Annotated in this window: 11 protein-coding genes; 7 read left to right on the plus strand and 4 right to left on the minus strand. The window is 71.1% G+C overall.

Features of this window, described 5'->3' with window-relative positions; all coding sequences use genetic code 11:
• Positions 1-97: 97 nt before the first annotated feature.
• The 3 genes from ACH4D5_RS19610 (at position 98) to ACH4D5_RS19620 (ending at position 2,490) form a co-directional block, all read left to right on the plus strand.
• Positions 98-301, plus strand: a complete 204-nt coding sequence (locus ACH4D5_RS19610) for an MbtH family NRPS accessory protein (RefSeq protein ID WP_067045059.1) — start codon at positions 98-100, stop codon at positions 299-301.
• A 147-nt stretch (positions 302-448) separates the two neighbouring features.
• Positions 449-1,216 (plus strand): GNAT family N-acetyltransferase, encoded by a 768-nt coding sequence (locus ACH4D5_RS19615; protein WP_398303904.1) that lies wholly within the window; start codon positions 449-451, stop codon positions 1,214-1,216.
• Positions 1,213-2,490 (plus strand): MFS transporter, encoded by a 1,278-nt coding sequence (locus tag ACH4D5_RS19620; protein ID WP_398303906.1) that lies wholly within the window; start codon positions 1,213-1,215, stop codon positions 2,488-2,490. Before ACH4D5_RS19615 ends, ACH4D5_RS19620 begins: the two co-directional genes overlap by 4 nt.
• Positions 2,491-2,520: 30 nt before the next feature.
• On the opposite strand, the gene ACH4D5_RS19625 is transcribed toward ACH4D5_RS19620, so the two are convergent.
• Complete coding sequence (locus ACH4D5_RS19625; RefSeq protein ID WP_398303907.1) at positions 2,521-3,495, minus strand: LuxR C-terminal-related transcriptional regulator; 975 nt, start codon at positions 3,493-3,495, stop codon at positions 2,521-2,523.
• Positions 3,496-3,795: 300 nt separating this feature from the next.
• Between ACH4D5_RS19625 and ACH4D5_RS19630 the strand changes: the two genes are divergently transcribed.
• The 4 genes from ACH4D5_RS19630 (at position 3,796) to ACH4D5_RS19645 (ending at position 8,272) form a co-directional block, all read left to right on the plus strand.
• Positions 3,796-3,957, plus strand: a complete 162-nt coding sequence (locus tag ACH4D5_RS19630; RefSeq protein WP_398303908.1) for a hypothetical protein — start codon at positions 3,796-3,798, stop codon at positions 3,955-3,957.
• Positions 3,958-3,996: 39 nt separating this feature from the next.
• Positions 3,997-4,260, plus strand: coding sequence for a hypothetical protein (locus tag ACH4D5_RS19635; RefSeq protein WP_398303909.1), 264 nt, complete (start codon positions 3,997-3,999; stop codon positions 4,258-4,260).
• 110 nt (positions 4,261-4,370) lie between these two features.
• Complete coding sequence (locus ACH4D5_RS19640; protein WP_398303911.1) at positions 4,371-7,493, plus strand: amino acid adenylation domain-containing protein; 3,123 nt, start codon at positions 4,371-4,373, stop codon at positions 7,491-7,493.
• 86 nt (positions 7,494-7,579) lie between these two features.
• Positions 7,580-8,272, plus strand: coding sequence for a LuxR C-terminal-related transcriptional regulator (locus ACH4D5_RS19645; protein ID WP_398303913.1), 693 nt, complete (start codon positions 7,580-7,582; stop codon positions 8,270-8,272).
• 71 nt (positions 8,273-8,343) lie between these two features.
• Here ACH4D5_RS19645 and ACH4D5_RS19650 read toward each other — a convergent pair whose 3' ends face one another.
• The 3 genes from ACH4D5_RS19650 to ACH4D5_RS19660 all read right to left on the minus strand — a co-directional run bounded on the left by ACH4D5_RS19650 (position 8,344) and on the right by ACH4D5_RS19660 (position 11,401).
• Positions 8,344-8,964 (minus strand): TIGR00730 family Rossman fold protein, encoded by a 621-nt coding sequence (locus tag ACH4D5_RS19650; RefSeq protein WP_398303915.1) that lies wholly within the window; start codon positions 8,962-8,964, stop codon positions 8,344-8,346.
• A 74-nt stretch (positions 8,965-9,038) separates the two neighbouring features.
• Complete coding sequence (locus ACH4D5_RS19655; RefSeq protein WP_398303916.1) at positions 9,039-10,316, minus strand: M20 family metallo-hydrolase; 1,278 nt, start codon at positions 10,314-10,316, stop codon at positions 9,039-9,041.
• A 104-nt stretch (positions 10,317-10,420) separates the two neighbouring features.
• Entirely contained in the window at positions 10,421-11,401 is a 981-nt protein-coding gene (locus tag ACH4D5_RS19660) for a TauD/TfdA family dioxygenase (RefSeq protein WP_398303918.1), read from the minus strand.
• Positions 11,402-11,419: the final 18 nt, after the last annotated feature.

Consider the following 11,419-nt stretch of genomic DNA (forward strand, 5'->3'; position numbering starts at 1 on the left):
CCCGACCGCCCACCCTCGACGACTCATCGACCAACCGAAACGAACCCAACCGAACCGAACGACGAACGACGAACGACGGACGACGAAAGAAGGCGACATGGACGAGAACACCCGCTACCAGGTGCTGCGCAACGACGAGGAGCAGTACTCGCTCTGGCCCGCCGACATCGAGGTGCCCGCGGGCTGGCAGCCCGTCGGGAAGGAGGGCACCGAGGCCGAGTGCTCCGCCTACGTCGACGAGGTCTGGACCGACATGCGGCCCAAGAGCCTGCGCGAGCGCATGGAGAACGCCGGGGCCTGACCGGCCACCCACACCCGCACCCGCACCCGCGAACGCACGCCGGGCCGACCGCACCCGCGGCGGCCCGGCGCCCCCCACGCGTCGCCGTTCCGGCGCCCCACCGCCCTCGGCCCACCACCGCACGGCACCACTCCCGAGGAGCCCGCCATGACCCCCGTCCTGCGCACCGAACGCCTGGACTTCCTCCCGTACCGACCCGAACACGAGGACCACTTCGTCGCGCTGCTGCGGGACGCGGAGGTGTGCCGCTGGATGGGCCAGGACCTCGTGCCCGAACCACAGCTGCGCGAGGTGTTCCGCGCCATCCTTACCGACGTCTACCCCACGCACCGGTTCGACGTGTGGGGCCTGTGGCTGGCGGGCGCCTACGTCGGGCACGCGGAGGTGAAGCCCACCGGCAACGTCGACGGCCATGAACTCGTCACCGCGCTTGCCCCCGCGTACTGGGGACAGGGGCTGGGCGGCGAGGCCGTGCGCGGCCTGCTCCGGCACGCCGCCGACAACCTCGGACTCAGCGAGGCCTACGGCATGGTCGGCGCCGAGAACACCGCCAGCCTCGCCCTGTGCCGCCGCCTGGGGTTCCGCCACGTCCGGGACGTCGTCGGCGACGACGGCTCCGTCACGAAGATGATGGTCATTCCGTGTCCGGATCCGAATGAGGTGGCATCCGACACCGGACGCCGGGAGTTCGGAAACGAGCGGAGTGCCGGGGAGCCGGACGGCACGGAGCCGGTACGAGGCGGGGCGGCAGGCGCAGGTACGTCCGGCTCAGGCACGTCCGACGCGGACGGTGGCGCCGGAGCAGCCGGAGCAGCCGGAGCAGCCGGAACAGCCGGAGCAGCCGGAACAGCCGGGACAGCTGGGACGGCCGAGGCCGGGTCTGCCGGGGCCGGGCCCGCCAGGGGACCGGTATGAGCCGGCCGTCCGTCGGCGGGGGAACCGCCGCGACGGCGGACGGCGACCGGTCGCCGGGGCTGTGGCGCAACCGCGACTTCAACCTGCTGTGGTCCGGGCAGTGTCTGTCCGACCTCGGCGGCGCCATGGTGGAACTGGCGCTGCCGCTGCTGGTGCTCCAACAGACCGGATCCCCTGCCCAGGCCGGGCTCGTCGGCACCGCCGGACTCGTCGCCACCCTCGTGTGCCGGCTGCCGGCCGGCGTCCTCGCCGACCGCCTCGACCGGCGCCGCCTGATGATCACCTGCGACGTACTGCGGCTCGCGGGGTACGCGCTGCTCGGCTGGGCAGTGGCCACGGACACCGCGAGCCTGCCCGTGATCGTCGCGGTGGTGATCGCCACGGCCGCCGCCACGGCCGTCTTCAGCACGGCCGAGCACGCCTCGATACGCAGCCTGGTCCGCCCCGACCAGCTCACCGCGGCCGTCGCCCGCAACGAGGCGCGCGCGTACGCCGTCTCACTGAGCGGTCCGCCGCTGGGCGGCCTGCTCTTCGGGCTCGGCCGCGCCCTGCCCTTCCTCGGCAACGCGCTGAGCCACCTGCTCTCCCTGGTGGCCGTCGCCTGTATCCGGCGGCCTCTTCAGGAGACCGAACGGGAGGCCCGGCGGGAGGCGGCCCAGCCTGTCACCGTCTCCGCGGCGCAAGGCCTGCGCTTCCTCCTCGGCCATCCCTTCCTGCGCGCACTGCTGCTGATCGCCGCCCCGCTGAACATGGCCTTCACCGGCATGATCTTCGCGATGACACTCGCGCTGCTCGACGCGGGCGTCTCACCGGCCCTGGTGGGCCTCGCCTCCACGATCTTCGCGCTGGGCGGCTTCCTCGGCGCCCTCGTGGCGCCCGCGCTGCAACGGCGGTTGCGGCTGCCCGTCCTGATGAGGCTGCTGTGCTGGACGACCGCCGCGCTGATGGCGGTGAGCACGCTCCTCGCGGGCAGTGTGCCGGCCGCCGTACCGCTGGCCGCCGCTGTCTTCCTCGGGCCCACGGCGAACGCGGCGCTCTTCGCCCACCAGGCCGCCGTCACACCGGACCACCTGCAAGGCCGCGTGGTCAGCGGGGTACTGCTCGCCGCGGGGTCTGCCGCCGCACTCGCCCCCGCCCTGGCCGGTGCCCTCCTCGCCCGCTTCAGCCCGACACCGGCCATGCTGGTCTTTCCCGCCCTGGTGGCCGTCGCCGCGGTGACGGCCACGCGCAGCAAGGGCATCCGCGACATGTCCGGCCAGGCTCCGGGGCCATGACAGGCTCTCGACTTCCTGAGAGGTTCGCGGTCACAGCCAGCCGCGCTTCGCGGCGTTCAGGCCGGCTTGGAAGCGGCTGGTGGCGTCGAGGCGTTCCATCAGGCTGGACATCATGCGGCGGACGGTGCGCAGGGAGACGCCGAGTTGGCGGGCGGCGGTCTCGTCGGTGTCGCCGGCGGCGATGATGTGGAGGAGGACCCGCTCGGTGGGAGTGCAGCCGTTGGGGTCGGTGGGGGGCTGTTCGCCGAAGGGCGTTCCGTGCTCCCAGACCTGCTCGAACAGTGCGCACAGGGCGCTCACCGTGCCGGGCGTATGGATTTCCAGGGCGCCGGCTCTGGGATTGGTGGGATCCATCGGCACGATGGCGGTTTTCCGGTCGACGACGATCATCTGGATCGGCACCAGGGGAACGGTGCGCATCTGGCCGCCGTACCCGGTCAGCCACCGCGCGTACGCGAGGGTGTCGGCGTCGTTGCGGAAGCTCTCGCGGCACACCGCCCGGATGGTGACACCGCGCTCGAGCGCCGCCTCGTTCAGCGGGGCGGCGGCCTGCCGCGCGTCGGGGCGGTGGGCGCCGCCAGGGTTGAGGGACAGGCATTCGAACGTGGTGGCCTGCTGGAGCTCTTCGAGGCGGGCCCGCACCGCGTCGAGCCCCTCCAACCGCAGGGCGCGGTCGTCGTCGTACGGGCGGTCCTGTTCGGCGGCGATCGAGGCGATCGCGACGCGCGTGGAGTCGACCCGCGCCTGCTGCGCGACGGCCTGGGCCTCGGCGTCGGCGAGGAGAGCGGTCAGGCCGACCGTGGGACTGACCGGCCGCAGGGCACCCGCCTCCTGGTCGGACGGCTTGAGCAGTTCCAAGGACGCCAGCTCGTTCAGGGCCTCGCGCACCGTGCTCTCGGTCAGTCCGGTGTCCGAGGCAAGAGCGGCCACACCATGGTCGGGGTGACGCAGCATGGCCCGGTACACCGTCTCCGATCGCTGTGACAGTCCCAGAATCTGCAGCATGACGGACCTCCTCGTGACTGCTTTTGATCGCGACGAATGATTGTTGTTCATTCACCAGCCTTATTTGAAGAGGGCGTTGGCCGCGGCTGGAAGGCATCGCCGGTTGGCCGGATGACATGCGGTCGTAGAAGCGTGTGCCGACGTGTCCCGAAGGTGCCAGGCACCTTGGTGTCGGTGCCGGGCTCGTGACATGGCCCGGCCGGGTGGGCAAAGCTTTGCCCATCGAACGCAACGCCCTTCAGGGCGTAAATGCCGCCAAAAGCGGTAAATCCCTTGCTTCCTCAACGGGTGGAGTCTGCCATGCCTCGGATCGCCGCACTGTTGCTTGCCCCCGCTGTCCTGCTCGTCGCTGTCGCTGCGGGAACCTCCGTCGTGACGGTCGAGGACACGCCGGTCACTCAGCACACCGTCGCCGACGACGGATTCGGGTGGAGCTCGCCCGCCGACGGTGACCCGGCCTGATCCGTCCCATGAAGCACGGCAGTCACCACGGAGACCGCCATGCACATGATCACCTTCCGATTAACCGTCCCTCGCGGAGAGCAAGCCGCCGCAGCCGATATCGGTGAGCTGCTTCGCGACCACTTCATCCCCGGCGACCGCATCGAACACCTGTGGACCCGCCCCACCGCGGGCAACGTCGACCTGGCGTTCTTCCTCCTCGCGGACAACGAGGCCGAGGCACTGCTCGTCGCCCGCGCGGCATGCCAGCGGGCGATCGAGCGCACCCCCCGCCTCGCACGCTGGCGGCTGCCGGACAGCTGAGGCCACCACGGCACGGCCCGCAGCCGCCGTAACCCCCCGCCTGTAGTCCCAGCAACTCCGCATCCGTAACCCCTCGATGACGTCTGGAGCAATGAGCGTTGACTACCTCAATGCCCGATCAGGGCTTCGTCCATGAGTTGATAGCCGCCCGGGCCCAGGCCCGGCCGGACGCCCCGGCGGTGCTCTCCGGTACGCGGTCGCTCACCTATGCCGAGCTGGACGCGCGGGCCGACGAGGTGGCCGGGCGGCTGAAGCACGCCGGCGTCGGACCGGAGGTTCCCGTGGTGGTCCGCGTGGAGCGTTCGCCGCACCTGGTGGTGGCGTTGCTCGGCGTGTTGAAGGCGGGGGGCGTCTATGTGCCCCTCGACCCGAAGTACCCCGCGGCGCGCAACGCGTTCGTCCTGCGGGACACGGCGGCACCGGTCGTCCTGACCACACGGGCGCTCGCCCCCGGGCTCGCGGACGGCCCGGCCCGGACCGTCGTCCTCGACGAGCCGGGCCGGGAAGGGACACGTACGGCCGGCCGGCCGGCGCTCGGTCCGCGAGATCTCGCGTACGTCATCTACACGTCGGGCTCGACCGGGAAACCGAAGGGCGTGATGGTCGAGCACGCCGCCCTGAGCAGTCACCTGACCGCGATCGCGGAGGCCTTCGGCTACACCGAGGACGACCGGACCCTCGTCACGGTGAGCGCCGCGTTCGACGTGTCCATCGAGCAGATGCTCACACCCCTCATCTGCGGGGCGACCACGGTCATCCAGCCCGATGACGTCGTCGCGCCCCGGGACGTGATCCGTTACGTGCACGAGCATGCCGTCACCGTCCTCAACATGACGCCGGTCTACCTGGACGCGGTGCTGCGCGAGAGCACCGGCTTGGACACCGTCCGGCTGGTGATCTCGGGCGGCGACGTGATCCGCTCCGGCATCGTGCGGGCGGCCCGCACCCGACTCGCCGGCAAGCGCGTCCTCAACGTCTACGGACCGACCGAGACGACCATCACCGCCATGGTCCAGGAGGTCGGTGCGGTGGCGGAGGGCGACACCGTTCCCATCGGGCGGCCCGTGCCCCGTACCCGCGTCCATCTGCTGGGCGAGGACGGAACAGAGGTCGGACCGGGAGAGGTGGGGGAGATCGTCATCGGCGGCGACAGAGTCGCCCGCGGGTATCTCAACCAACCCGCGCTGACCGAGCAGCAGTTCGTGCCGGACCGCTTCGGCCCGCCGGGCGGTCGTCTCTACCGGACCGGAGACCTTGCCCGGCGGCTGCCCGGCGGTGCGCTGGAATTCCTGGGACGCGTCGACGACCAGGTGAAGATCCGCGGATTCCGAATCGCGCTGGGAGAGGTCGAGGCAGCGCTGGCCGCACTGCCCGGAGTGACCGGTACGGCCGTCGTCGCCCGCCCCGATGCCACGGGCGATGCCCAACTGGTCGGGTACGTGACGAGGACCGCCGGGGCCGGGGGAAGTGCCGAGCCGCGCAAGGCGCTCCAAGCGGTGCTGCCGGCCCACATGGTGCCCGCGGCCGTTGTGGAGCTTGACGCCTTCCCCATGACGCCGAACGGCAAGATCGACCGCAAGGCCCTGCCCGACCCCGTCCCGGCACGCGCCTCCGCGACACCTGCCGCCGAGCCCGCGAACCCGGCAGAGGCCCTGCTGGCGGCGATCTGGGCCGACGTGCTGAAGCGTGACGACGTGGGCGTGCACGACAACTTCTTCGACCTCGGTGGACACTCCCTGCTGGCCTTCCAGCTCGCTTCCCGGGCGAGCGCCGCGACCGGGAGGGACATACCGCTCAAGGTGGTCTTCGAGCACCCGACGGTCGCCGGCATGGCCGCCGCGACCGGTTCCCTCCAAGAGGCGGCGGGCAGCACCCCGGGGCCCACGCGGAGCGCGGGGCGGACCGAGGGACCCCTCTCGGCCGGTCAGGAGAGGCTGTGGATCATCCAGAGCCTCGACCCCGCGGGCTACCACTACAACGTGCCCTCGCTGTGGCACCTGTCGGGGGAAGTGGACCCCGCGGCACTCGAGGAGGCGCTCGACGCGCTGGTCCGGCGCCACGAGATCCTGCGGACCGTGTTCGTCGCCGGGGAGGACGGCCCCCGCCAGGTTGTCCGACCGGCCGATGGGGGCTCATTCCAACTGGCCCGAGATTCCGTGGAGTTCGCCGGGAGCGGTATTCCCGAGAAGGTGCGCGCCTTCGCCGAGGAGCCGTTCGACCTCGGCGCGGCACCGCTCCTGCGGGCCGGGCTCTTCACGGACCACCGCCATGCGGGCGAGGCGTTGTTCCTGCTGGTCTTCCACCACATCGCCATCGACGGCAGTTCGCTCTCCACAGTGCTGCGCGATCTGGAGGCCCTGTACCGGCAGGCGGCCGGCGAGCAGCATGACGGGCTTGCGGAGCCCCGACTTCAGTTCCTCGACTACGCCGTGTGGGCCCGGCAACGGTCGGCCGAGGAGGCCGATGCCGATCTGGCGTACTGGCGCGGTCAGTTGAAGGACCTGGCCGTCCTGGAGCTGCCCGTCGACCGCCCGAGGCCTCCCTACTGGTCGGGACACGGCGCGTCGGTCGAGTGCACGCTGGCGCCCGACGTGGTCCTCGGCCTGCGGAAGCTCGGCAGCGAGGAGAACGCCAGCTCGTTCATGGTCCTGCTGGCCGCGTTCCAGGCCGTGCTGGCCCGCTGGAGCGAGCAGGACGACATCGCGGTGGGCGCGGCGATGACAGGCCGCTCCCTTCCCGAACTCGACCAGCTGGTCGGCTTCCTGACCGACACCATGGTGCTGCGCAGCGCGGTCTCCGGTGACCGGACCTTCCGCGACGTCCTGAGGGAGGTACGGGCGGCCACCCTCGGCGCCATGAAGCACAACCGGGTCTCCTACGACCAGGTCGTCGAGGAGTTGCGTCCCGAACGGTATCTGGACCGCAACCCCGTCTTCCAGGTGTTCTTCTCCCACGAGACGCCGGACGACATGCCGCGCTGGGAGCTGCCGCGCGCCACGGCGACGCACCGGCACTGGCCGATGTCCTCGTCGAAGTTCGATCTCGATCTGACCTGTGTCGAGTCGAAGGAGCAGATCTCCTGCTCGTTCACCTACGCCACCGACCTCTTCGACGCGGCGTCCGTGGAGCGCTTCGCCCGCGATCTCCAGTCGCTGCTCGGGTTCCTGGTGCACGGCGATGGGCCGGACGCGGCCGTCGCGGACTGGCAGTCGTCCTCACTGATCGACCTGTGACGACAGGAGCCCGTGGCGACAAGAGCCGTGACGCCGAGAGAGCTGTGACGACAAGACACCTGTGGTGACAAGAAGGGAGTCGGGTGATGCACACCAAGGCAGCCATCATCGCCGCCGAAGCACTCGTCAGGGACGGGATCCGGTCCATGCTGTCGGTCGACCGGACGGTCGACGTGGTGGGCGAAGCAGCGGATTTCGCCGACATACCGCAAGTGCGACGACGAGGGGATCCGGATCTCTTCGTCATCGACGCCTCCGGGCTCCGGGGCGCCGGCGAAGTCCACGCGCAACGGATCCGCTCGCTCGTCGACCTGGCGGACCGGCCGCTGGTCCTCCTTGCCGACGACGGCGTCCAGTCGGACCCGGAGCTGCTCAGGCTGGGGGCGTGCGTCCTCGAGAGATCACGCCTGAGCTCCGCGGACCTGGTCTCCTCGGTCAGACTCCTCGCCGCCGGCTATCTCCCAGTGGAGCGGCGCCTCGCGCAACAGCTCGCCCACCGTGCGCTGGAGGCGAGGGCGGGTGAGGCGGCACACATCCGTCTCCTGACCCCCAGGGAGCGGGAAGTTTTCCATCTGCTCGCCCGCGGTCGGTCCAACATGGAGATCGCCGCCTCGCTCACACTGGCCCACTCGACGGTGAAGACACATGTGCGGGGAATTCTCAAGAAGCTCGGACTGACCAGCCGGCTCGACGTGGTGATGCTCGTCCACGCTCCGCTCCGCCGCCCGGCACCGTCCACCGTGTTCCGGCAGAGGGCCCGCGGCAGGGCCGCGGCCTGAGCGGACGGCCCCTGCACGGATGCGCCAGGCCTTTTCGGGGCCTGGCGCATCCGTGCAGGGGCGCCGGAGGATCACGTCGTGAGGGGGAGGCGTTCTGCCGCCGGGACGGTGGCTGCCGCGACGGACTCCCACGGCTCCGCCGTCAGCAGGTCGAGGGCCTCGTCGACATGGTCGGCGACATGGATGAGGTCGCGTTCCTCGGAGGTCATGAAGCCCTCCCGCGCCACGATGTCGAGAAAGCCCAGGAGCGAGTCGAAGTAACCCTTCGCGTTGACCAGGACCACCCGCTTGCGATGCATGCCGAGCTGGTTCCAGGTGGCCACCTCCATGAGTTCGTCCAGGGTTCCGAAGCCACCGGGCAGGACCGCGAAGGCGCTGGCGAGCCGGTACATCAGCGCCTTGCGCTCGTGCATGCTCTGTACGACGAAGATCTGCCCCGGCGCCTTCTGGGACCGCTCCCGTTCGTGCAGGTCGTGCGGGACCACTCCGGTGACGGGGGCGCCGTGGGCCAGTGCCGCTCCGGCCACCGCCCCCATCACGCCGACGCCCCCGGCACCGTAGACCAGTCCGCAGCCCCGGCGGCCCAGCGCGGCACCGAAGTCCTCGGCGAGAGCGACGTACGCGGGGTCAGTGCCGGGACGTGCGCCGCAGAACGTGGCGATGACCGCGGCACGTCGATGAATGTCGGGCATACGTGTCTCCGATTCACAGCTTGAGGAGGAGCGCGTCGTGCGGATCGCTCCGCACGACGCGGAAAGGGGGGGCGTCAGAGCTTCAGCACCGTGCGCAGCAGCACCTCGGCACCGGCGACCAGGTCTTCGGGAGCGGTGCGTTCCGAGGGGACGTGGCTGACGCCGTCGATGCTCGGCACGAAGATCATTCCGACGGGCGCGAGATCGGCCACGATCTGCGCGTCGTGTCCCGCTCCGCTGGGCAGCGTCGCGTGGGCGTGTCCGAGCTCGGCCGCCGACATCGCGATGGCTTCCTGGATGCCCGGGTCCGTGTGCACGGGAGCGCTGCGCATGGTCGACTCGATCTCCGCGCGGACGTTCCCCGAGCGTGCCAGGGCGGCGAGTGCCGTGCGTACGGTCTGCTCGGCCGCATCGAGCCGGACGGGGTCGCTGTCCCGGAGGTCGATGTCGAGCCGCACCACGTCCGGAATGGTGTTGGGGGAGTTCGGCTGGACCTCCATCCGGCCCACGGTGGCCACGCGGCACAGCTTCTCCTCCTGCCCGAGGCTCTGGACGGCGCTGATCAGGCGCGCCGCCACGACCAAGGGATCCTGGCGCCCTTCCATGGGAGTGGTGCCCGCGTGGCCCGCCTTGCCGTGCAGTTGTACGGACATCTGGACCCGACCGGTGATGGACTCGACCACGCCGATGGACCTGCCCAGCCGTTCGAGGACGGGCCCCTGCTCCACGTGGAGTTCCAGGTACGCGGTGAGGGAGCCCGGCGCCCACGCGGCCGTCTTGAGCCGGGACAGATCGCCGCCCGCTCGGGCCAGGGCCTCCCGCAGCGGCCTGCCGGCGTAGTCCTCCGGCTCGCTGGGCAGGGCGTCCAGTCGCCCGGCGAGCACCATGGAGCCCCAGAACGGCTGGGGAAAGAGCGCGCCCTCCTCGTTGGCGAACCCCACGGCGACGGTCTCGTGGTCCGTTTCGGCGCCGGCCTCGTGCAGGGTCTGCAGCACCTCCAGCGCCGCGATGACGCCGTAGGCCCCGTCCAGCCGGCCGCCGTTGGCGACGGTGTCGAGATGCGAGCCGACGAGGACCGGAGGGCGAGTGGAGCGGCGGTGGTCGCCGGGGCGCCGCATGAGCAGGTTCCCGCCGGCGTCGACGGTGGCGGTCAGCCCGGCCTCCACCGCCTGCCGGGTGACATGGGCCCGCCCTTCCTGGTCGGCGTCGCTGAAGCCCATGCGGGTGACGCCGCCGTCCTCGCCGCCGCCGATGGCGGCCAGGCGGTCGAGCCGGTCGAGCAGCCGTGCGCCGTCGATCCGCGGAGAGGTGCGGGAGCGGGACGTGCCGGCAACGGTCAGAGAGTCAGGCATGGTTACCACCTGTCGTGGCGATCCGGTTCTGGGGGCGTGCGCCGGCCCAGGAGGAGTGTGAGGTCGGGACGTGCTGCGTTCGGGCGCGCCGTGCGGACGGGTGCTCAGCTGACGACATGTCCGCCTCCGTTGCGCCTGGCCCGGGACCGGCGGGCGTCGGTGTGGATGAACGCGCGGTGCAGCCAGCGGTCCTGGCCGTCGTACCGCGGGGTGAACGGCGTACGTCCGTGCAGGGCGACCCGGTTGTCGACGATCGCCAGGTCGCCCGGGGCGAAGTAGACGGTGTCGACGACCGCTTCGAGGGCCTCCCGGAGAGCGGCCATGGCCCGTCCGGCACTCGCATCCAGGGGAGTGGTGGCGTGGAAGTCCACTTGGGCGTCCGGATCCTCGTACGCACCGGAGATGGCCCCGTGCGCCACCGTCGAGCCCGATCCGTTGAAGGAGGGCGGCGGGTCGGTCCTGAAGCGGGGCTCGGCGAGGGTCTCGCGCTGTTCGGCGGAGAGCAGACCGATCGCCCGCCGCAGCGAGGCGATACGCAGTCCGGCCTCCCCGTCGGAGTCCTGGCGCAGGCAGTACAGGGCGACGAAGTCGGGCCTGTGGGGGTGGAACGCGTTCTCGGTGTGCATCTCCAGGTTGACGGACCCGGCGTTGCTCTGGCTCCGCTCCTCGCCGGGCACCGGAACCACATTCTGCACAAGGGCGCCGCTCTTCTCGCCTTCGAAGCCGACCACCTCACCCAGCGCCATGGCGCACAGGACGAGTGCCGACGCCGGCACGGTGGCCCGGCGCTCCACGGACTCCTGCCGGGTGGGAGTGGGGGGCAGGGGTCCGACCGGCAGGCCGTGTATCTGCAGCACGCCCGCCTGGCCGGAGTCGGCGGAGAAGTTCCGCAGCGCCGTGCGCAGGGCGGTCGGCAGGGCGCAGGACACATCACGTGCCGCCGCCAGCCAGCGGGGCTCGTCCAGCAGGCCCGGCGCGCTCTCCGCGAGGAGCTCGGCGAGCCGCTTGACCTCCCGTCGTACGTCCAGGTCGAGGTAGATCGAGTCCTTCTCCAGGGTCGTGGTGAGAGGGCTGTTTTCCGTCATTTCTGCTCCAGTGCGCGA

The organism is Streptomyces sp. NPDC018029 (assembly GCF_044327655.1).
In the GTDB taxonomy this organism is placed as follows: Bacteria; Actinomycetota; Actinomycetes; order Streptomycetales; family Streptomycetaceae; genus Streptomyces.